Below are 19,982 nucleotides of genomic sequence, written 5' to 3'. Positions count from 1 at the left end.
TGTCGTTATCGTATAGGGTCAGTCGCCTTTTTATGAAAAAGAGACGAGGAATCAAAATGTTTTTTCAGCCCATCGGCAAACCCGGCCGTGTTTTCGAGCATCGGCAGGTGTCCGAGGTCCTGGAACTTGAGAAGCGTTGTCGGTGCTGCCGACTTTTTCCTGCGTGTATTGTAGAGCGTGATGGTTCCCTCGGGGGGGATGGTATGGTCTTCCATGCCGACGCAGCAGAGCACCGGAGCGGGTATTTCGATGACATGGCGCGTATAGGCCCGGAGCGCTTCGGGATCGATCGAGAATTTCCCCACGGCGATTGTCGCGTCGCGGTCTGAGCTGGTGAAGTCCTCTATGATGATGTCGCTGTACTCCCTGCCGATATCCTTTGCTGCCGCACGCTTGATGAATAGCGTCTTCATCGGGCCGGCCTGGAAGATGTTGCGGAAGCTCAGGGAGACATCGATCAGCCCTCCGAGGAAAAAGAGACCGAGAGTTGTGAATGGGGTCTCTTCAAAGATGCCGCAGGCAATGATTGTGGCCGAGAGCAGTGCGTCCCGGTAACGGAGTGCGAGTTCAGTTGCAACCATCCCGCCCATCGAGTGGCCGACGATGTGGAGGTTCTTCGGGCGGTCGAGACCGAGATGCTCGATGAGTGCCCCGGCTTCCTCGGCAAACCCCGCAATCGTGAACGACGGGCTGTGGCCTTTGATCACCGTCCGTCCAGTTCCGCTCTGGTCGTAGGTGATGCAGCGGTAGGAGGGGGAGAGCAGCTCCACCACCGGCTTCCAGTACCGGGCGGAGATGGCCCAGCCGTTGACGAAGAGCACCGCAGGGCGCCCTATGGCCGAAGGATCCGATTCGGCGGTATCCTCATAATAGAGCCGGCATCGCTTCGTCGGGAAATAGCTCATGGGGCAGTTCAGTTCTTTTGCGGGAAGAGAAAAGTTAATATAATAACTAATAATACTTTTTTTCAGCCACCCCCCTTTCCCGATGCACTATTCGCCGCTCGACCTCACCAGCGCCCTCGTCGATTTCATCATGCATATCGACACCCACCTCCAGGTGCTTGCCGCAGAGTACGGTCTTTGGCTCTACCTGATCCTCTTCCTCATCGTGTTCGCTGAAACGGGCCTTGTCGTCACGCCGTTCCTTCCGGGTGACTCGCTGATTTTCGCCGCCGGGTCGCTGGCATCTGTCGCCGGTTCCGCCCTTGATCCGCACCTGCTCTTTCTTGTCTTCTTCACGGCCGCAGTGCTCGGCGACACCCTCAATTACTGGATAGGCCACAAGGTAGGCCCAAAGGTGTTCGATTACGAGCGCTCGATGATCTTCAACCCCTCACATCTCATCAAGACCAGGCACTTTTTCGAGAAGTACGGCGGCAAGACCATCATCATCGCCCGTTTTGTGCCGATTGTCCGCACCTTCGCTCCATTCGTCGCCGGCATCGGCGCCATGGCCTACGGCCGCTTCATTCTTTTCAATATCACGGGCGCTCTCCTCTGGGTCGGGCTCTTCTGTTACAGCGGATACTTTTTCGGGCAGCTGTCGTTCGTGCAGGAGAACTTCAAGCTGCTGATCCTCGCCATCATAATCTTCTCCATCCTTCCTCCCGTTGTGGAATACCTGAAGCATCGTTTCCTGCGCCGCTGAAGCCCCGAAAGCCCCGCCCTCTCTGCTGTTCCGCAAGTTGTCCACAATGTTGAAAGAATGTTGACAACTTGTGGAACAACTGTCCATCCGCTCAGTTCTGCAATGGAGTGTTGTGCCGACAGGTGATTCTGGTTATCGGTTAAGTTGTTTTATTGTATTGTAATACCGGTTTTGCCCGGGTTCCGCTGTATCGTTTTGCGTCACCAGACTGGATCTGATTTTTTCTGACAGAAATGTGGACTGATGTTGACAACTTTTGCTTTGAGGTGAGCGGGTGCTCCGCTGGCTGGTGCTGCAGGGAAAAAATATTATAGTAATCCACAGATTTTTTTTATACTTTCTACCCGCATTGACATGTATCGGCGTATAGCGCAGCCTGGTAGCGCACTTCCTTGGGGTGGAAGGGGTCGTGGGTTCAAATCCCGCTACGCCGACAGAAAATACCCGCACAAGCCGCCTTTAAGGGCGGCTTGTTTTTTTATATTCAGGGTATGGACACCCTCTCCAAACTGCGTATTCTTTCGGGCGCGGCGCGTTATGATGCAATGTGCGCTTCCAGCGGAAGCAGGCGGAATGGCGCGTCCTCCGGCACCGCCAACGCTTCTTCGGGTGGTATCTGCCACGGCTGGTCCGACGATGGACGCTGCATATCCCTGTTGAAGATCCTTCTTTCCAACGACTGCTCCTATGACTGCGCCTACTGCGTCAATCGCAGGAGCAGCCAGGTGGAGCGTGCCTCGTTCAGTCCGGGGGAGGTCGTCTCCCTTACGCTTGATTTCTACCGCCGCAACTACATTGAGGGGTTGTTCCTCAGTTCCGCCGTGCTCGGAAGTCCTGACTATACCATGGAGAGGATGGTGCGGGTTGCTGAACTGCTCCGTGAGGAGGCAGGGTTCGGGGGGTACATCCACCTGAAGGTCATTCCCGGCTGCAGCAGCGAACTGGTTGATAGGGCAGGGCTCTGTGCCGACCGCATCAGCGTGAACATCGAACTTCCCTCCGCAGCTTCGCTCGAACGGCTGGCTCCCGAGAAGAAGAAGGACGCCATCCTTGGTCCCATGTCTGCTATCGGCAGAGGTATCACTACAAGCATTTCTGAACGCCGCCGGAGTCGTCATGCTCCCAGCTTCGCTCCTCTGGGCCAGAGCACGCAGATGATCATCGGCGCCAGCCCCGAATCCGATTTCCAGATCCTGCGACTATCCGAAGGGCTGTACCGGAAAATGCATCTCAAGCGCGTATATTACTCGGCATTCATATCCGTCAACGATGACAGCCGTCTTCCCGCGCTTCCAGCTCCTCCGCTGCTTCGCGAGCATCGGCTCCTTTCACCGCCGTCGGAGCCACGCCAGCTTGTGCTTCCCGGCCTTTTCCCTATGCCTGCATGAACAGCTATCTTTACGACGGAACCGCCGAAGGCCTGCTTTCGGCCATCTCCTTCATTCTCGATACCGATGCCCACCCGGAGGAGGCTGTGCTCGCTGTACGGGAGGACACCCTGTTCGAGGAGGGGGCGATGGTACCGACTGACACAGAAAGGGCCTCGGAATTCTTCCTGCGGCTCCGCCACGATGCACCCGAAGCGGCCCGAACGCTCTTCACGTTCCTGCTCGCTGAAAAAAAGGGGATGGAGGGGAGCCTCGTTTGCTACCTCATGCTGTCGCTCCAAAGCGGAGCGGACGTCAACGCTTTCCTCACCGACCCTTCAGTGAAGGAGATTGTCGCAACTGCCAAAAAAACATCGCGTGAGCTGCACCGCATGAAAGGGCTCCTGCGCTTTGAAAAGCTCCGTGACGGGGCCTACCTCGCCAGAATGGAGCCCGAGAGCAACATCCTCCAGCCGCTTGCCTACTATTTCAGCAGGAGGCTCAAGGCGGAGGATTGGTTTATTTATGATGCAGGCCGTCGTACCGCCGCCCGCTGGCACCAGCGGGAGCTCCGTTTCGGCGCCATCGAAGAGTTTACGAATCCGCCTCACAGCGAGGACGAAATGAAGGTGCAGGCGCTCTGGAAGGTCTTTTTCAGCTCAATAGCCATCGCTGACAGAAAGGACTCCCGGCTCCAGAAGTCGAACATGCCGATGAAGTACTGGAAGTATCTGGTCGAAAAGCCGGGGGAGTGAGGGCGGTTGTGCCATTTTTATTCATTGCTGTGCTTTAAAATGTCCCACTTTTATGCATGGATCTGCATTAAAATGGTTGATTCGCTAAGGGCTTGATGACCCGTCGGTCATGTCGCATATGTTGCATCAGCAGGATTCATCCACTTCATTCGTTGCACCTCCATGGCCATTCTCTCCATCGACCAGGGAACCACCGGAACCACCTGCATCGTCTACGATGCCGAAGGCGCTTCAGTTTCGAGAAGCTACCGTGAACTTACCCAGCACTACCCCCGGGAGGGGTGGGTGGAGCATGATCCGATGGAGATCTGGCGGAGTGTTCTGGAGTGCGTAGGGGAGGTTCGCCGCGAGTATCCGGGCCCCATTGCGGCCCTTGGCATCACCAACCAGCGGGAGACCACCATCGTATGGGACCGGGTGAGTGGCCGGCCGGTCCACAACGCCATCGTATGGCAGTGCCGTCGCACCGCCGACATCTGCCGCCGCTACCAGGCCGAGCAGGAGCGGATCACTCTTGCGACCGGTCTTCCGCTCGACGCCTATTTCAGTGCCACCAAGATCCGCTGGATACTCGAGGCCCATCCCGAGCTCGATCCCGGCACCCTCCTTTTCGGTACCGTTGACAGCTGGCTCGTCTGGAATCTGACCGGAGGCCGCACCCATGCCACCGATTTCACCAACGCATCGCGGACCATGCTCTTCGATATCCGCTCAAAGCAGTGGGACCCCGGCCTTCTGGAGCTGTTCGGGGTGCCGGCCTCCATGCTGCCGGAAGTGCGCGGTTCCATGGACGGGTACGGTACCGTGGTGGATATTCCGGGGCTCCGGGGCGTGCCGATTGCCGCTGTCGTGGGAGACCAGCAGGCGGCCCTGTTCGGGCAGTGCTGCTTTGAGGCCGGAAGCGTCAAGAACACTTACGGCACCGGCTGTTTCATGGTGATGAACACCGGCGGCGAACTGGTCCGCTCTAAAAGCGGTCTGCTCTCCACCCTTGCCATACAGCCTGACGGCCGGCCCTGCTACGCCCTTGAGGGCTCCGTGTTCATCGGTGGAGCTGTGGTGCAGTGGCTGCGCGACGCTCTCGGCATCATTGGAAGTGCTGCCGAAACCGAAGCCATTGCCGTGGAGGCGGGCTCGAACGGCGGGGTCTACATGGTGCCTGCCTTCACCGGACTCGGCGCTCCGCACTGGCAGATGGACGCCCGTGGAACGATTGTCGGCCTCACGAGGGGGAGCGGCCGCCCCCAGATTGTGCGTGCTGCACTGGAGTCCATCGCCTACCAGTCCGCCGACGTGTTTGCGGCCATGCGGGCCGATACGGGCATGGCTGCCGGCTCGCTCACCGTGGACGGCGGAGCGGTATCGAACAGCTTTCTTATGCAGTTCCAGGCCGATATCCTCGGCATCCGGCTGAAGCGTCCGAAAAACATTGAGTCGACCTCCCTCGGAGCCGCTTCGCTTGCCGGCCTGCAGTGCGGATTGTGGCAGCGGGCCGATGAGCTTCCGGCACTCCAGATGGAAGGGGACCTGTTTCTTCCAGCGATGGAGGACGGGCTTCGCCGCTCTCTCTTCGATGGATGGCGTAAGGCCCTTTGCCAGACGCTTGCTTGCTAGTGGGTGCTATCGGAGAGACAAAGGTAACCGACAACCAAGACAACATTCAGGCGTGATGACACACAGCGATGCATCCCATGCCGGCACACCCTTACAGCGCACCTGCCCGAATTGCGGCGCTACTTTCACCTGCTGGAACTCACCTTCCTGCTGGTGCGCAGGGCGCACCCTCCCGGAGTCCGTAAAAAGCTGGCTTGCCGACCGCTACGCCACCTGCGTCTGCCCCGCCTGCCTCGATCGCCTCATCGCCGAAGATGCTGCAGGTATGCAGAAGGAGCAGGATGGATAGGGGATCTCTCTCAAGCGGGTATGTTGCGGGTATGCGGACTCCCATAACTCCCATCATAACTCCCATCATAACACCCTTCAAGATGCTGACATGCCGGATCCAGAGGAGTGCTGCGAGAATAATGGCCCCGGGCGCCGCGTTTCTCGTGTGGTTCATGCTGGTCTTGCCGACGACGGCCCCGGCGCTTCCCTCCGTACCTGCGCTCTCGGCTGGAGAGCTCGAGGAACTGCAGCGGGGGGAGGCCGTGGTCACAACCGAGTCGATGGGAGATGGCCTCACCGGCGTCACCGGCCGGATCCGGGTGCAGGCCGCCGCCGATCAGGTATGGGACGTCATTACCGATTATGATCACCACTGGCAGTTTCTGCCGAACGTGAAAGAGAGCGGCCTGTTGTCCGACAACGGCCGCGAGCAGGAGATGTTCCAGACCGGCCGCACCGGGGTGCTGCTGTTCCGGAAGACCGTGCATATACAGCTGCGCCTGAAGGGCGAGCGGCCGCGCCGGCTCGTGTTCCGTCAGACGAGAGGTGACTTCAAGGTCTATAACGGGGAGTGGCGGATCAGCGATGATCCTCTTGGCCGGGGGGTGCTATTGACCTTCGTTGCGGAAATCAAGCCGGATTTTTTCGCCCCTGCGATGTTTGTCAGGAAGGTGCAGAAAAAAGACCTTCCCGGACTTTTGAACGCCATGAAAAAGCGGGCCGAGCATCTGCAGCCGCCTGCATTCAAGGCAGAGTAAGGCGCATGCCGGCAAGGCTTCCTTCAACCGGGCATGCCAGCAGCTCCCTGAACTGTTCCGTTGCCGCCTCACCCGTGCAGTGGCTTGTGACCACACGCCGGACGCCGAGGCGCTTGAGCTCCCCGGCCGTTCGCAGGATCCGTTCCTGAGAGGCCGAAGAGAGGTGCAGTCCGCCCATCACGGCCGCTATCCGATGCTCTCCTGTGGTACGGGTGATGAACTCCAGGGTGTTTATGATGCCCGAGTGGCAGCATCCTGCCATTACCACAAGCCCTTCCGGGGTTTCAATCCAGAGCGACATGTCGTCTTCAATCGGGTCCGGAATCTTGCCTTCAGTGTCGAGGAAGAACGGTCCGCCCGGGTCCTCGAACTCCCTCAGCCTCGGCACCGGCCCCGTCACCCACACTCCCGGAGCGAGCTCCGTAGGGCCGAGAGCGTAGCATACCTGTCCTTCCCTGAGCGCCTTGATGGCGTTTCGTGAGGATTCGGGCATTGAGGTCGGTTTTGCCGTGCCTCCGCGGATGCTCCACCGGTCGGTGAACGCCCCCCTGTGGAGGCACACCCTTGCATGCGGTGCTGCCTCGAGTGCTTCACGGACACTGCCGGTATGGTCGTAATGGCCGTGGCTGAGCACCAGGGCGTCCATGGTCCTGAGATCTATGCCGAGCTGCAGGACGTTCGGCCGGAATGCGGGGCCGAGGCCCAGGTCGAACAGCATCCTCATCCCCGATGTTTCAATCCATAGCGAAAAGCCGTGTTCTGCGGCGAAGCCCGGAAGGGCGTTGTTGTCGACGATGACCGTAACGGTGATGTTTCCCTTCACTGGCATTGGGGTGAATGGTTTAGCGAATGGTTTATAAATCGTGAAAGCTATGTATATTTGCCCACATTCCGAATTAACCATCAACATACACCAATGCAGAACGAATCCATAAGCATCCTCGGCTGCGGCTGGCTGGGCCTTCCGCTCGCAGCGGAACTGTCTTCGCGGGGCTTCCCGGTCAAAGGATCCACGACCTCCGAAGATCACGTCTCCCTGCTTCAGGAAGCGGGCATCGAACCCTATCTGCTCAGCCTCGATCCGGAGCTTGAGGGCGACGAGGTTGCGGACTTCCTGCAGAGCGACACCCTCATCATCAACTTCCCGCCGGAGCGCAGAGATGATATTGAAGAGTACCATGTGCTGCAGTTTTCCTCGCTGATCGATGCCATCCGTCTCTCCCCGGTCCATCATGTCCTCATGGTGAGTTCAACGTCCGTCTACCCCGCCCTCAACCGTGAGGTTGTGGAGGAGGACGCTCTGGAACCGGACTCCCCGTCGGGCCGTGCGCTCCTTACGGTGGAGGAGATGCTCATGCAGGAGAGAGGGTTCCAGACGACGGTGCTGCGATTTGCAGGCCTCGTCGGATACGACCGTACGCCCTCTAACTACCTCGGGCGCATGAAGGAGATTACGGCACCCAGCCAGCCGATGAACCTCATCCACCGCGATGACTGCATCGCCATCATGATGGAGATCATACGGCTCGGCCAGTGGGGGGAGGTGTTCAACGCCTGCAGCTCCGTGCACCCGAAGCGCATCGACTACTACACGAAAGCTGCCGAAAAGGCCGGTGTACCCCTGCCCCCGGCAGCCGGAGGAGACGCTCCCTTCAAGATCGTCAGCAGCCGCAAGCTGGAGAATGCCATCGGCTACACCTTCCTCCACCCTGATCCGATGGCCGACCTCTGATGATTGCCCCCTTCAGCGCGTTCCTCATTGCCGCCCCCTCCAGCGGTTCGGGTAAAACGACCCTGACGCTCGCCCTCCTCCGCCTTCTTTCAAGACGGGGGCTCGGGGTGCAGCCCTTCAAGTGCGGCCCCGACTACCTCGACACCCGCCTGCACGGCATGGCTGCTTCAGTTGAGGGGCGTGAGCGCCTGGGCATCAACCTTGATACCTTCATGGCTCCTCCGGCGCACGCCCGGGAGCTGTTCGGCCGCTGGTCGGCGGATGCTGACGTGGCTGTTGTGGAAGGGGTGATGGGGCTGTTCGACGGGGCGGAAAAGGATCGGGGGAGCAGCGCTGAAATCGCAAAACTGCTCGGCCTTCCGGTGGTGATGGTTGTCGACGCCCGGAGCATGGCTTATTCAGCCGCACCGCTGCTTCACGGGTTCCGCACCTTCGACGCGCGTCTGAATCTCTCGGGCGTCATCTTCAACCGGGTCAACACCCCGTCGCACTACAGCTATCTGGAAGCCGCAGCCCGGGACGCCGGCGTCGAACCGCTCGGCTATGTGCCGAAAAATGAAGCTATCGCCATCAGCGAACGCCATCTCGGCCTGAACACCTCCGTGTCGTACGACCGGGAAGGCGTGATTGAACGCATGGCCGACCATGTTGCCGAAACCCTCGACATCGACCGCCTGCTGGCTCTCTCGGCAGTGCCGCGTCCAGAGGCGCCTGCCGACCTTCCTCGAGGGACCGGTGGAAAGCGGGTCATTGCCGTAGCGCGCGATGAGGCGTTCAGCTTTCTCTACCAGGAAAACCTCGAGGTGCTCCGGCGCTACGGCCGCATCGAATGGTTCAGCCCGCTTGAGGACGACCGCCTGCCGGAAGCGGATCTTGTCTGCCTTGCAGGAGGCTATCCCGAACTCTATGCGGAGCAGCTCGCACGCAATACTGCGATGCGCGGGGCCGTTGCCGCATACTGCCGCTCGGGCGGGCGCACCTGGGCGGAATGCGGCGGCATGATGTACCTCGCAGAGGCCATCACGCTTGCCGACGGCAGCCGGCACCCCATGTGCGGCGTGCTTGACCTCGAGACCACGATGCAGCAGGCCTCCCTCACCCTCGGCTACCGCTCACTCAAGCTTCAAGGCTTTACGGGGGAGCTGCGCGGCCACGAGTTCCACTACTCGAAGCTGCTCCGTTCAGGCCCGCTTGAGAGCATCGCCAATGTCACTACGGCAAGCGGCAAGGTTTCCGGGACCCCCGTCTACCGCAAAGGGAACACCTTTGCGTCGTATATCCATATGTACTGGGGGGCGGAGCCCGGGTTTCCCCTGTGGCTTCTTGAGGCATGAGGGGAGAAGATAACGCAGCAGTGAAGGTAACTGTGAGGGCAGAAGCATGAACGGAAGGCGGTTCATCATCACCGGCGGTCCCGGCAGCGGGAAAAGCACCCTCATCGAGGAGCTTCGTAAGCGTGGGTTCGCCTGTTACCGGGAGGTGTCGCGGGACATCATCCGTCGCGAAGCCCGCCGTCCGGGCGGCGTTTTGCCGTGGACCGATCTTGAAGCGTTTTCCCGACTCGCTCTGCGCGCCATCCTCCGCCAGCACGCCCATGCGATGAAGCGAAAGGGTGCCTGCTTTTTCGACCGGGGCCTGCCGGACGTGTTCGGCTACCTCCGCCATGCCGGGCTTCCTGTTCCTGACGACTACCTTGAAGCGCACAGAGGGTGCCGATACAGCAGGAGGGTGTTCATTCTTCCTCCCTGGCCGGAAATCTATGTCAACGACCGGGAGCGCCCGCAGTCAGAGGCTGAATCCGCCGCTCTCAGCCGTTCACTCCACGATACTTACAGCTGGCTCGGCTACCGCATCCACGAAGTGCCCCGGGCCGGGGTCGAAGAGCGAGCCGACTGGCTGCTCCATGAGGCTGGAATCGGCTGAGCCCTTCTCCCCGTGCTCGCCATGCACCCTAAAGGATGAACTCGAGGTCTTTGCCTTCCCGTTCCACCCGCCGCACGAACCCTTCCATCCGGTCGAGGAACAGGAGAAAGCGTTTCGGATCGATGTCGCGCAGGTACGCCGCCGGCGGCTCCTCCTGCCACCCGAGCAGGATGGTCTCGGGGTTGTCGGGATCGATCCTCTCCCGCACCTCCCGGAGGATCTTCAGCATTGCCGGCAGGCTGCTGCAGTGCAGGAACACCTCGTCCCAGCTGTCGAACCCGTTGCCGCTTTCTGAAATGAACGGCAGCTCCCGAAGCGCCTCCGGCAGGCCGTAGTGGAACATGGCCGCATAGTCGTGGAAGTCCATCGGGAGCGACTCGTACACCCGGTAGGAGCTGTCTTCGAGCTGTACGCTGTTCAGGGTGCCGCTGCGGCAGATAGAGAGCGCGCGGTGCAGTGGGTTATCATCGTCAATGAGGATGTAGGTGATGTCCATGGGCTCGGTGGCGGTCGGTATGGGGCAAAGAGAACCTTTTGAGGGTTCCCAGGGTTCTGTTGTGTGAACGGGTGCCTTGGCGGCATGCTCAACCGGGTATTCTCACGCCGGTACTCTCATCATTACATGCCACTGGTGAGAGAATTCAGGGGCGGCCGTCGTCAAAGGAAGATAGGACCCCGGAAGGGCGCCTGCAACCCCCTGGAGCAGCTCGGGAGGGTAAGTGTGGGGATATGAGGTTCTTTCGTCATTGTTTTTGAGCCGCTGTCTTCATATAATACTGCAGTATGCGGACCCTGTCGCAAAAGGGCGCACCGCCAACACTTTTACCAGCACATACCCAATGGAAGGAAATTTCTCGAACAGAGTCCAGGATGTCATCCGCCTCAGCCGTGAGGAGGCCCTCCGGCTCGGCCACGACTATATCGGCACCGAACACCTGCTGCTCGGCCTCATCCGCGAGGGCGAGGGGATCGGCGCCCGGATACTGAAGAGCCTCAAGATAGACCTCTTCAAACTGAAACAGAAAATAGAGGACAGCACGCACCCGAAAGTGCCGGCGACGCAGTTGGGCAATGTCCCGCTGACGAAGCAGGCTGAAAAGGTGCTCAAAATCACCTACCTCGAAGCCAAAATCTGCAAGTCCAGCGTGATTGGCACCGAGCATCTGCTGCTTTCGATTCTCAAAGGCGAGGACAACATCGCCTCACAGATTCTTGAGCAGTTCGGGGTCACCTACGACCTCGCGCGAGACGAACTGCAGGCCATCAGCGGCAGCGCCGGCGAGCCCGACGAACCGCCGATGGAGGAGTCGTTTTCATCGGGAGGCAGCGAGCGTCCTGTAAGCAAGGGTGCGGAACGCAAGAGCGAGCGCACCAAGACCCCCGTGCTCGACAACTTCGGCCGCGACATCACCCGGCTCGCCATCGAGGACCGGCTTGACCCCATCATCGGGCGCGAGAAGGAGATTGAGCGGGTTGCCCAGGTGCTCAGCCGCCGCAAGAAGAACAACCCGGTGCTCATCGGTGAGCCCGGCGTCGGCAAGACCGCCATTGCTGAAGGTCTCGCCTTGAAAATCGTGCAGCGCAAGGTGTCCCGGGTGCTCTACGACAAGCGCGTCGTGGCGCTCGACCTTGCCGCCCTGGTGGCCGGCACGAAGTACCGCGGGCAGTTCGAGGAGCGCATGAAGGCGCTCATGAACGAGCTGGAGAAGTCACGCGACGTCATCCTCTTCATCGACGAGCTGCACACCATCGTCGGAGCCGGCGGCGCTTCCGGCTCGCTCGACGCAAGCAACATTTTCAAGCCCGCGCTCGCACGCGGAGAACTCCAGTGCATAGGCGCTACCACGCTTGACGAGTACCGCCAGTACATCGAAAAAGACGGTGCGCTCGACCGCCGGTTCCAGAAGATCATGGTCGAGCCGGCCTCGGTTGATGAAACCATCCAGATCCTCGGCAACATCAAGTCGAAGTACGAATCGCACCACCACGTCCGCTACTCGGACGAGGCAATCGAAAAAGCCGTCAAGCTCTCTGACCGCTACATACCCGACCGCTTCCTGCCGGACAAGGCAATTGACGTCATGGACGAAGCCGGAGCCCGCGTGCACCTCAGCAACATCCATGTGCCGCAGGAGATCCTTGAGCTCGAGAAATCGGTCGAAGAGGTGAAAACCGAGAAAAACCAGGTCGTGAAGATGCAGAACTTCGAGGAGGCTGCCAGACTCCGCGACAAGGAGAAGAACCTCATCGAAGCGCTTGACCATGCCAAACAGGTGTGGGAGGACCAGGCCTCCGAAACCGTCTACGATGTTTCCCTTGAGGATATCACCTCAGTGGTGGCTATGATGACCGGCATACCGGTCGACAGGGTCGCCCAGTCGGAATCGAAGAAGCTGCTCGCGATGGAGGCCGACCTCATGAAGGAGGTCATCGGCCAGGATGAAGCCATCAAGAAAATCACCAAGGCCATCCAGCGTACCCGCGCCGGCCTCAAGGACCCCTCGCGTCCCATCGGCTCGTTCATATTCCTCGGTCCCACAGGAGTCGGCAAGACGGAGCTTGCAAAAGCGCTGACCCGCTACATTTTCGACACTGAAGATGCCCTTATCCGCGCCGACATGAGCGAGTATATGGAGAAGTTCTCCGTCAGCCGACTCGTCGGAGCGCCTCCCGGCTACGTGGGGTACGAAGAGGGCGGGCAGCTCACCGAGAAGGTGCGCCGCAAGCCCTACTCCGTGGTGCTGATCGATGAAATCGAAAAAGCGCACCCGGATGTGTTCAACATCCTGCTCCAGGTGCTTGATGAGGGCGTGCTCACCGACGGCCTCGGCCGCAAGGTGGACTTCCGCAACACCATCATCATCATGACCTCGAACATCGGGGCGAAGGACATCAAGAGCATCGGCGCCGGCATGGGGTTCAGCGCACCGGATGATGCTGTCGGCAGCAGCTACAAGGCGATGAAGTCCACGATCGAGGATGCCCTGAAACGGGTATTCAACCCCGAGTTCCTGAACCGCATCGATGATATCGTGGTCTTCCACCAGCTTGAGAAGGAGCATATCTTCAAGATCATCGACATTACCGCAGGCAAGCTGTTCCGGCGCCTCCGGGAGATGGGCATCGAGGTCGAGATCGACGAAAAGGCCAAGGCGTTCCTTGTCGACAAGGGCTACGACCAGAAATACGGGGCCCGGCCGCTGAAGCGTGCGCTCCAGAAGTATGTCGAAGACCCGCTGGCTGAGGAGATGCTCAAGGGCCGTTTCAGTGAAGGCAGCACCATCCACATCAGCTTCGACGAAAAGGAGAACGAGCTCCGCTTTCTCGACGGTGGCGCGGAACCCGCCAAAAAAGGCAGACGCGAAGAGAAGCTCGACAAGTAATCCGTTTTTTTCCACTCCCCCATACCCGGCTCCGGCCACGTCCGACCCTGCACAGATGCAGGGTGCGGCGGCCGGTTGCTACTGCCGCTGAAAGGGTTGCTGCGGCAGCGGCATATGCTGAACCAACCCGAACCACTACACCAAGGGGGAACAATACCATGTTGAAGAGAAACACGTTTGCATTGCCGATCCTTGCCGGAGCGCTCATCCTGGGACCGGCAATGGCGTCTGGGGCCGAGGAGGCCGCCGAGCCGGCAGCCGCTCCGGCCAAAACAGAGGCCGGGTCGGCACAGGCCAAGCCTGCCGAAAAGACTCCGCCTGCTCCCGTCGTAATGCAGCCGAAAGCTGCCGCTCCGGCTCCAGCGTCAGCCAAAGTGACAGAAGAGCCCATCTACGGCAGCCAGATGATGACGCCGGCCGAACGTAACGACTACCGGATGCGCATGCGCGCCGCCACCACTGACGAAGCCAGGCAGAAACTCCGCCTCGAACACCATACTCTGATGCAGGAGCGTGCAAAAGAGCGCGGCATGACTCTTCCTGACATGCCTCCTGCGGGTGGCGGCGGCATGGGTCCCGGAATGGGTGGCGGAATGGGCGGCGGCAAAAAATAGCGTCCGGTAAGGGCGCTGTGGGAGTTCCCTCTGCCGCCATCGCAAAAAAGCTGACAGCTTCTTCGTTGGATTACTGGCGGGGGGAACAGAGAAGCCGCTCTTTTTTTGAGCGGCTTCTCGCATCTGGGGAGGCCCGGCTTCGTCACCGAGGGGCTGTCGGGCATGTTCGTGGCGTCCGTCCCCCGCCCGGGGGGCGAGGGTTGAAGGTCAGGCAATGGGGATGTTACTTGTTGTCGTAATGCCCTTTACCTGAAAGAACATAGACAGTAACAATACCGTCGTCAATTTCATAAATCATTCGATGTTGCTGGTTTAGTCTTCGTGACCATAGCCCGGCTAAATCACCTTTCAGTAGCTCAGGCTTACCTATCCCTGTGGTTGGGTGGTTTTCCAGCTCAAGCATCATCTTTCCAATCTTCTTGATTATAGCTGTATTTCCGACTTTTTTCCAGTGAGCAAGGTGTTTGTCAAACTCCTCAGTAAGCTCTACGTGATATTTGCCCATAAATCCTTTACGCCGGTAAACTTACGCGTTCTTCCCGCTTTGACGTCAGCACGACCACGGAGGATTGAGTCACGCACCTCAGTCTGTTCAAAATACGTATCGTTCTTCTCCTCCTTTTCAGAGAGGCTCTCACTAACGGGCTCAAGAGTCAACGTAAACAGCCTCTTGTTCCTGTAACGGACAAGTACTTGTTCCTGTTTTTTTGTGGCCATATCCAGATATTTGCCAAAGTTTCTTCGCAATTCTGTGCTGGTAATCTCTATCATAGCTAAGGTGTTCATGGTTGAATGACAATTTACAAATACAACGGCTTCATCTGCAATAACGTTCAATAATCCTATCCGACCTTCGCTTCCAGCAGCGCCACCTGCCCAACCTTGGCAGAAGCGCCCATCTACGGTAGCCAGCTGATGACGCCGGCCGAACGTAACGACTACCGGATGCGTATGCGCGCCGCCACCACTGACGCAGCCCGACAGAAACTCCGCCTCGAACACCATACACTGATGCAGGAGCGTGCAAAAGAGCGCGATATGACTATTCCTGACATGCCCCCCGCAGGTGGCGTGGGGAACAGAGAAGCCGCTCTTTTTTTGAGCGGCTTCTCGCATCAGGGGAGGCCCGGCTTCGTCACCGGGGGTCTGCCGGGCATGTTCGTGGCGCCCTTCCTCCGGTCTCTCAGGGCGTTGGCGGATGGTCCTTCAATGCCTCCAGAGAGCGCTGCAGCATCTCCTCCGGCAGCGGAAAGTCGCTGATTTTACCCGACATATATGCGTCATAGCCCTGCAGGTCCATCAGGCCGTGTCCCGACCAGTTCATGAGGATCACCTTCTCTTTGCCTTCCTCCTTCGCCTTTTTCGCTTCCCGGATGGTTTGAGCGATGGCGTGCGAGGTTTCCGGTGCGGGTATGAACCCTTCGGTGTGGGCGAACAGCAGGGCTGCCTGGTAGCACTCGGTCTGCGGCAGGGCGGTGGCTTCAATGAGTCCCAGCTGGCGCACATGGCTCACGAGCGGCGCCATGCCGTGGTAGCGGAGGCCTCCGGCATGGATGGCCGGCGGGATGAACCCGTGGCCGAGGCTGTGCATCGGCAGGAGCGGCGTCATTTTGGCAACATCTCCCGAATCGTACACATAGGGTCCCCTGGTCAGGGTCGGGCATGCTTCCGGCTCCGTGGCGATCACCTGCACCTCTTTGCCGTGGATCTTGTCGCAGAGGAACGGGAAGCTGATGCCGGCAAAGTTCGAGCCACCGCCTGCGCACCCGATCACCACATCGGGATACAGTCCCACCTTTTCGAGCTGCTTTTTGGCCTCAAGACCGATGATGGTCTGGTGCATCATCACATGGTTCAGCACGCTGCCGAGTGCGTAACGGGTGTCTTCGCGTTCTACGGCCTGCTCGATGGCTTCGCTGATGGCGATGGCCAGGCTTCCCGGGGTATCGGGCATCTCAGAGAGGATTTTGCGGCCCACGGCTGTTTCCATGCTCGGGCTCGGGATGCAGTCGGCTCCCCAGGTCTTCATCATGATCTTGCGGAAGGGCTTCTGATCGAAACTGATGCGCACCATGAACACCTTGCACTCGATGCCGACGAGCTTGCAGCTCATCGCAAGTGCGCTGCCCCACTGCCCGGCACCGGTTTCGGTGGTGAGGTACTTGATGCCGAACTGTTTGTTGTACCACGCCTGCGCTACCGCGGTGTTCGGCTTGTGGCTTCCGGCCGGAGACACCCCCTCGTTCTTGTAGTAGATCTTTGCGGGGGTTCCGAGTGCGGCCTCCAGGCGGTGAGCCCGGTAGAGCGGCGAGGGGCGCCACAGTTTCAGGATTCCCAGGATCTCCTCCGGGATGTCGATCCACCGCTGGGTGCTCATCTCCTGCTCGATCAGGTTCATCGGGAACACACGGGCGAGGTCGTCAGGACCGATGGGTGTGCCGTCAAGGCCAACGGGAGGGGGGAGCGGTACGGGGAGGTCGGCCTGGATGTTGTACCACTGGCGCGGCATCTCATCTTCGGTAAGGAGGATCTTGGTGGGCTCTGTACTCATGAGGCGGTGGGTTTTGTGTGGATGTTCCGTGTCCGTTTCGGGGTTCTCTAAAGAAAAGAAAGTCTTTGGCCGCTTCCATAGGGAAAACGTCGGAGGATGGGTCGTGGGTGCGATTTTTTTTGTTGCGGCAGCCTAGGGCGTATGGTGCTGGAGGATGACAAGCGCAGCTGGAAAGAGATCAATGGGGAGGTCGATCTTGGGGATGGGCGGGTGTGAGGGTGTTTGGGGCGGGGCATGCAAAACCCCCGCGGGTGAGGCGAGGGTTGGTTTTCTGCAATCGTGCTTTACTTACGGCGCTTACGCTCCAGATCCTGCTTGGCATGCTGGGGCTCGGGGCGCTCTACCTGCCGGCATACTCACTGGACTTGAATTAATCGCCGGCTACCCTGTGGGGTTCCCTTATCTGCAGGGGTTTCAGGGCTGTTGCTTATGTAAGCCTATGCTGGGTGGTGCCGAAGACGGGGGTCGAACCCGTACGCTCATTGCTGAACACGGGATTTTAAGTCCCGGGCGTCTACCAATTCCGCCACTTCGGCCAAGCCTGGTAAAGTTACACTCTTCCCTCATTTTCACAAGCAGAATGCGCCACCCTCCATGTGTTGCTGATTATTCCTGTACCCGTCCCCTCCCTCATCATCGGAAGTGGTCGAATCCGGGGAGCGATTGGAGGTCTATTTCGATACCGTAGATGTCTTTGAGCAGTATGCCCTGTTCCTTGGGGGTGATTTCGCCGATTACCGAGATGTCGCGGTTGTCGGCGATCTTCTGGTATTCCTCATGTGGCATGGTGAAGAGCAGCTGGTAGTCTTCTCCTCCGCCTATCGCCCAGCCGAGGGCGTCGTCCTGCAGCTCGTCGGCAATCAGCCGGGCGGTGGAGTTGACCGGGATGCGGTTCTCCTGCAGGAGCGCGCCGGTACCCGATGCGCTGCAGATGTGGCCGAGGTCCTGGCCGAGTCCGTCGGACACATCAATCATGGCCGAGGGGTGCGCCCGGCGTTCGTGGAGGAAGCGGACGATGTCGAGCCGTGCAAGCGGGAGCAGGTGCTGCTGAATGGCGCCGCTGTACTCCTTCAGGTCGGCCATGATGCTGCCTTCGTACGCTTCATTGTGTTCGATATGCTCCATCATGATGAGCTTTTCGCGCGTCAGGACCCTGAGGCCGGCCGCCGAGCCGCCGAGTGTGCCGGTGAGGCAGACGAGGTCTCCCGGTTCGGCCCCTTTCCGGTAGGTTATGTTGGCCTCTTCGGCTTCCCCTGTTACCGTGACGGACAGCACGAGCCCGGAAGGTGAGCGCGAGGTGTCGCCACCGACGATGGCGATCCCGTACTCCCGGGCGGCGGCCTCCATGCCTCGGTAGAGCTCCTCGATCATTTCGACTGGAAATGACGGCGGCACGGCTATGGAGACGAGGGCGTGGCGCGGTATGGCGTTCATGGCGCAGATGTCGGAGACATTGACGCTGATCGCCTTGCTTCCGAGGTGCTTCACGGGGGTGGTGAGGAGGTCGAAGTGGACCTGCTCCAAAAGCAGGTCGGTTGAAGCCACTTCAGTCATATCCGCCGCCGGATGCCAGACGGCGCAGTCGTCGCCGATGCCGGCGATGAGGCCGGGTGAGGCCGCAAGGGTGGGCTTGACGATGGCGGAGATTCTGTCGATGAGGCCGAACTCTCCGACCTCAGCGGTTGTTTTGTGTGTCATGCTTCAAGGTGCTGTGCACGGTAATGTGGTTCTGGATGATGGGGCGTTACCCTCAGGGGCGTGACGCCTTCCGCACCTCTCCCGAAGTCAGTTGGACGCGCCATTCCGAATTGTATGTATTTTCCCCGGGAGAAACAACATCTTCGCTTCTGTGGCCAGAGAGCCTCTCTACGAAGCAAATCCAGATTTCTCTTGAAGCCTTCGGCGTGCCGATGGCTTTGCGGATGCGACCAAAAGCTGTTTTCCGCTCCGATTCCGGCCGCTCGTTCCCGTTGGTGAGGGAGCGTGCTGTGTTTTTTGTTGTTGGCATGAAGATTCGGAGACTGACTCCGAATCTTCATATATTTCCGTCATGATACCAAGAAAAGGCCATATTCAGGATCTTGTCCGACAGCTAGCCGCTTTTCCCGTGGTAGCTATTTTTCGGACCCCGGCAGGCAGGCAAAACCACGCTGGCCAGGCAGCTTGCAGCCGTCTGGCAGGGCCCCGTGCACCGCTTTGACCTGGAGGATCCTGACGATCAGGCCCGCCTCAGCGATCCCTCGTTTGTGTTGCGGCCATTGACCGGCCTGGTTGTACTGGATGAAATACAGCTTCGTTTGGATCTTTTTCCTCTCTTGAGGGTGCTTTCCGACCGCGAGGAACTGCCTGCCCGCTTTCTGATTCTCGGCAGCGCCGCGCCTGAACTTCTTAAGCAGACATCGGAAAGCCTTGCCGGACGGGTGGCTTTTCATGAACTTGACGGCCTTGGGTTGGACGAATATGCGCCTGCAGCAGCCAAAAGCGACTGGCTGGATGATCGCTGGCTGCGGGGCGGCTTGCCGAGTGCATTGCTTGCGCTCGACAACGCCGGCAGTCTGGAATGGCGGGAATCCTTTATCCGCACCTATCTTGAGCGCGACCTTCCGCAACTGGGCATCAACTTGCCGGCCCTGACGCTGCGGCGTTTCTGGACCATGCTGGCTCATTATCACGCCCGGACCTGGAGCGGGAGCGAACTGGGTCGTTCGCTTGGCGTCAGCGACAAAACGGTCGGCCGTTATCTGGATATCCTGGAAGGCACGTTCATGGCGTTTCGCCTTCTTCCGTGGCATGCCAATACGGGCAAGCGGGAGGTACGGTCGCCGAAGGTGTATGTGGCCGACACCGGCATTCTTCACAGCCTTCTGAAAATCGGCGGGCGGGACGATCTGCTGGCCCATCCGAAATGCGGCGCCTCGTGGGAAGGGTTCATGGTACAGGAGCTTATCCGGCGGACCCATGCGGAGTGTGGTGAGGCTTTTTTCTGGGGCCTGCATGCGGGTGCGGGACTGGACCTGTTGATCGTAAAAAACGCTCAGAGGGTGGGGTTTGAAATCAAGCTTACCCGGTCACCGCAAGTCACGCTGTCGATGCGCAGGGCCCTGAAGACGCTTGAGCTCGACCGTCTTTTCGTCATGTGCCATGCTGAAGGAGAGCCGTGGGCGATGGCTGAGGGGATTGATGCTGTACCGGCATCGATGCTTGCTTCAGCAGAATGGCAGCCGTTGAAACAGCCTTAGGGCTGCTTCGTGAGGTGTTGTACCATTCGAGCGCAACCGGCCGCTTGCCGCACCGGGCCTCGACGGACGGGGCGGGTTTAGAGAGAGAGAGAGACTGCCGCTTTTTTTATGCAGGGTGGCATGCCG

At 59.4% G+C, this 19,982-nt stretch carries 18 protein-coding genes, 2 tRNA genes and 1 pseudogene; 13 read left to right on the top strand and 8 right to left on the bottom strand.

Translation table 11 applies throughout. From position 1 onward, the window contains the following. Positions 1–5: 5 nt before the first annotated feature. Complete coding sequence (locus tag PLUT_RS10040) at positions 6–905, bottom strand: alpha/beta fold hydrolase (protein WP_011358656.1); 900 nt, start codon at positions 903–905, stop codon at positions 6–8. An 82-nt stretch (positions 906–987) separates the two neighbouring features. Between PLUT_RS10040 and PLUT_RS10035 the strand changes: the two genes are divergently transcribed. The 7 genes and pseudogenes from PLUT_RS10035 to PLUT_RS10005 all read left to right on the top strand — a co-directional run bounded on the left by PLUT_RS10035 (position 988) and on the right by PLUT_RS10005 (position 6,414). Beyond that, entirely contained in the window at positions 988–1,650 is a 663-nt protein-coding gene (locus PLUT_RS10035) for a DedA family protein (protein WP_011358655.1), read from the top strand. 360 nt (positions 1,651–2,010) lie between these two features. Beyond that, positions 2,011–2,084 (top strand) — tRNA-Pro (locus PLUT_RS10030). Positions 2,085–2,141: 57 nt separating this feature from the next. Then, positions 2,142–2,975 (top strand): annotated as a pseudogene (locus tag PLUT_RS10025) (putative DNA modification/repair radical SAM protein); the annotation flags it as partial. 59 nt (positions 2,976–3,034) lie between these two features. Then, the gene (locus PLUT_RS10020; RefSeq protein ID WP_011358653.1) at positions 3,035–3,772 is read left to right on the top strand and encodes a TIGR03915 family putative DNA repair protein; all 738 of its coding nucleotides are present in this window, start codon (positions 3,035–3,037) and stop codon (positions 3,770–3,772) included. 162 nt (positions 3,773–3,934) lie between these two features. Further along, the gene (glpK, locus tag PLUT_RS10015) at positions 3,935–5,386 is read left to right on the top strand and encodes a glycerol kinase GlpK (RefSeq protein WP_011358652.1); all 1,452 of its coding nucleotides are present in this window, start codon (positions 3,935–3,937) and stop codon (positions 5,384–5,386) included. Further along, complete coding sequence (locus PLUT_RS12105; RefSeq protein WP_338047148.1) at positions 5,268–5,675, top strand: cysteine-rich CWC family protein; 408 nt, start codon at positions 5,268–5,270, stop codon at positions 5,673–5,675. Before glpK ends, PLUT_RS12105 begins: the two co-directional genes overlap by 119 nt. Positions 5,676–5,829: 154 nt before the next feature. Further along, on the top strand, positions 5,830–6,414 hold the full coding sequence (locus PLUT_RS10005) for an SRPBCC family protein (RefSeq protein ID WP_238974646.1): 585 nt from the start codon (positions 5,830–5,832) through the stop codon (positions 6,412–6,414). On the opposite strand, the gene PLUT_RS10000 is transcribed toward PLUT_RS10005, so the two are convergent. After that, positions 6,401–7,243 (bottom strand): MBL fold metallo-hydrolase, encoded by an 843-nt coding sequence (locus PLUT_RS10000; RefSeq protein ID WP_011358649.1) that lies wholly within the window; start codon positions 7,241–7,243, stop codon positions 6,401–6,403. The genes PLUT_RS10005 and PLUT_RS10000 overlap by 14 nt on opposite strands. Before the next feature lie 87 nt (positions 7,244–7,330). Between PLUT_RS10000 and PLUT_RS09995 the strand changes: the two genes are divergently transcribed. The 3 genes from PLUT_RS09995 to PLUT_RS09985 are packed head-to-tail and all read left to right on the top strand — an operon-like array spanning position 7,331 to position 10,069. Further along, complete coding sequence (locus PLUT_RS09995) at positions 7,331–8,146, top strand: SDR family oxidoreductase (protein ID WP_011358648.1); 816 nt, start codon at positions 7,331–7,333, stop codon at positions 8,144–8,146. Then, entirely contained in the window at positions 8,146–9,480 is a 1,335-nt protein-coding gene (locus PLUT_RS09990) for a cobyrinate a,c-diamide synthase (protein ID WP_011358647.1), read from the top strand. The genes PLUT_RS09995 and PLUT_RS09990 overlap by 1 nt, the downstream gene beginning before the upstream one ends. A 46-nt stretch (positions 9,481–9,526) precedes the next feature. Further along, entirely contained in the window at positions 9,527–10,069 is a 543-nt protein-coding gene (locus PLUT_RS09985; RefSeq protein WP_011358646.1) for an AAA family ATPase, read from the top strand. A 28-nt stretch (positions 10,070–10,097) separates the two neighbouring features. Here the strand turns inward: PLUT_RS09985 and PLUT_RS09980 are convergent, their stop codons facing one another. Beyond that, positions 10,098–10,565: a hypothetical protein gene (locus PLUT_RS09980; protein WP_011358645.1), complete on the bottom strand. Its 468-nt coding sequence runs from the start codon at positions 10,563–10,565 to the stop codon at positions 10,098–10,100. A gap of 343 nt (positions 10,566–10,908) precedes the next feature. Here PLUT_RS09980 and PLUT_RS09975 point away from each other — a divergent pair, with 343 nt between their 5' ends. Beyond that, positions 10,909–13,452: an ATP-dependent Clp protease ATP-binding subunit gene (locus tag PLUT_RS09975; protein WP_011358644.1), complete on the top strand. Its 2,544-nt coding sequence runs from the start codon at positions 10,909–10,911 to the stop codon at positions 13,450–13,452. Between the two features lie 158 nt (positions 13,453–13,610). After that, positions 13,611–14,066 carry a hypothetical protein gene (locus tag PLUT_RS11180; protein WP_049752401.1) on the top strand — a complete coding sequence of 152 codons (456 nt, stop codon included), beginning with the start codon at positions 13,611–13,613 and terminating at the stop codon, positions 14,064–14,066. Between the two features lie 223 nt (positions 14,067–14,289). Here the strand turns inward: PLUT_RS11180 and PLUT_RS09965 are convergent, their stop codons facing one another. The 5 genes from PLUT_RS09965 to thiL form a co-directional block, all read right to left on the bottom strand. Continuing rightward, complete coding sequence (locus PLUT_RS09965; protein WP_011358642.1) at positions 14,290–14,571, bottom strand: Txe/YoeB family addiction module toxin; 282 nt, start codon at positions 14,569–14,571, stop codon at positions 14,290–14,292. Then, the gene (locus PLUT_RS09960; RefSeq protein ID WP_157858191.1) at positions 14,553–15,182 is read right to left on the bottom strand and encodes a type II toxin-antitoxin system Phd/YefM family antitoxin; all 630 of its coding nucleotides are present in this window, start codon (positions 15,180–15,182) and stop codon (positions 14,553–14,555) included. The genes PLUT_RS09965 and PLUT_RS09960 overlap by 19 nt, the downstream gene beginning before the upstream one ends. A 67-nt stretch (positions 15,183–15,249) precedes the next feature. Beyond that, positions 15,250–16,617: a TrpB-like pyridoxal phosphate-dependent enzyme gene (locus PLUT_RS09955; protein ID WP_011358641.1), complete on the bottom strand. Its 1,368-nt coding sequence runs from the start codon at positions 16,615–16,617 to the stop codon at positions 15,250–15,252. A gap of 447 nt (positions 16,618–17,064) precedes the next feature. Then, positions 17,065–17,153 (bottom strand) — tRNA-Leu (locus PLUT_RS09950). Positions 17,154–17,250: 97 nt separating this feature from the next. Continuing rightward, positions 17,251–18,315 (bottom strand): thiamine-phosphate kinase, encoded by a 1,065-nt coding sequence (gene thiL / locus PLUT_RS09945; protein WP_011358640.1) that lies wholly within the window; start codon positions 18,313–18,315, stop codon positions 17,251–17,253. A gap of 452 nt (positions 18,316–18,767) precedes the next feature. Between thiL and PLUT_RS09935 the strand changes: the two genes are divergently transcribed. Further along, positions 18,768–19,856 carry an ATP-binding protein gene (locus PLUT_RS09935; protein WP_081423700.1) on the top strand — a complete coding sequence of 363 codons (1,089 nt, stop codon included), beginning with the start codon at positions 18,768–18,770 and terminating at the stop codon, positions 19,854–19,856. The last annotated feature ends 126 nt before the right edge of the window (positions 19,857–19,982 follow it).

The organism is Pelodictyon luteolum DSM 273, assembly GCF_000012485.1.
In the GTDB taxonomy this organism is placed as follows: Bacteria; Bacteroidota; Chlorobiia; order Chlorobiales; family Chlorobiaceae; genus Chlorobium; species Chlorobium luteolum.
The sequence above is the reverse complement of the archived record's forward strand: the minus strand, read 5'-3'. Positions and strand labels throughout refer to the sequence as shown.

Coding starts and splice junctions, on each gene's coding strand:
- PLUT_RS09980 (WP_011358645.1), bottom strand. CDS start 10,565: ATGGACATCACCTACATCCTCATTGACGATGATAACCCACTGCACCGC.
- PLUT_RS09955 (WP_011358641.1), bottom strand. CDS start 16,617: ATGAGTACAGAGCCCACCAAGATCCTCCTTACCGAAGATGAGATGCCG.
- PLUT_RS10035 (WP_011358655.1), top strand. CDS start 988: ATGCACTATTCGCCGCTCGACCTCACCAGCGCCCTCGTCGATTTCATC.
- PLUT_RS09995 (WP_011358648.1), top strand. CDS start 7,331: ATGCAGAACGAATCCATAAGCATCCTCGGCTGCGGCTGGCTGGGCCTT.
- PLUT_RS09960 (WP_157858191.1), bottom strand. CDS start 15,182: ATGCGAGAAGCCGCTCAAAAAAAGAGCGGCTTCTCTGTTCCCCACGCC.
- thiL (WP_011358640.1), bottom strand. CDS start 18,315: ATGACACACAAAACAACCGCTGAGGTCGGAGAGTTCGGCCTCATCGAC.
- glpK (WP_011358652.1), top strand. CDS start 3,935: ATGGCCATTCTCTCCATCGACCAGGGAACCACCGGAACCACCTGCATC.
- PLUT_RS09975 (WP_011358644.1), top strand. CDS start 10,909: ATGGAAGGAAATTTCTCGAACAGAGTCCAGGATGTCATCCGCCTCAGC.
- PLUT_RS10040 (WP_011358656.1), bottom strand. CDS start 905: ATGAGCTATTTCCCGACGAAGCGATGCCGGCTCTATTATGAGGATACC.
- PLUT_RS09990 (WP_011358647.1), top strand. CDS start 8,146: ATGATTGCCCCCTTCAGCGCGTTCCTCATTGCCGCCCCCTCCAGCGGT.
- PLUT_RS11180 (WP_049752401.1), top strand. CDS start 13,611: ATGTTGAAGAGAAACACGTTTGCATTGCCGATCCTTGCCGGAGCGCTC.
- PLUT_RS09965 (WP_011358642.1), bottom strand. CDS start 14,571: ATGGGCAAATATCACGTAGAGCTTACTGAGGAGTTTGACAAACACCTT.
- PLUT_RS12105 (WP_338047148.1), top strand. CDS start 5,268: ATGAGCTTCCGGCACTCCAGATGGAAGGGGACCTGTTTCTTCCAGCGA.
- PLUT_RS10000 (WP_011358649.1), bottom strand. CDS start 7,243: ATGCCAGTGAAGGGAAACATCACCGTTACGGTCATCGTCGACAACAAC.
- PLUT_RS09985 (WP_011358646.1), top strand. CDS start 9,527: ATGAACGGAAGGCGGTTCATCATCACCGGCGGTCCCGGCAGCGGGAAA.
- PLUT_RS10020 (WP_011358653.1), top strand. CDS start 3,035: ATGAACAGCTATCTTTACGACGGAACCGCCGAAGGCCTGCTTTCGGCC.
- PLUT_RS10005 (WP_238974646.1), top strand. CDS start 5,830: ATGCTGGTCTTGCCGACGACGGCCCCGGCGCTTCCCTCCGTACCTGCG.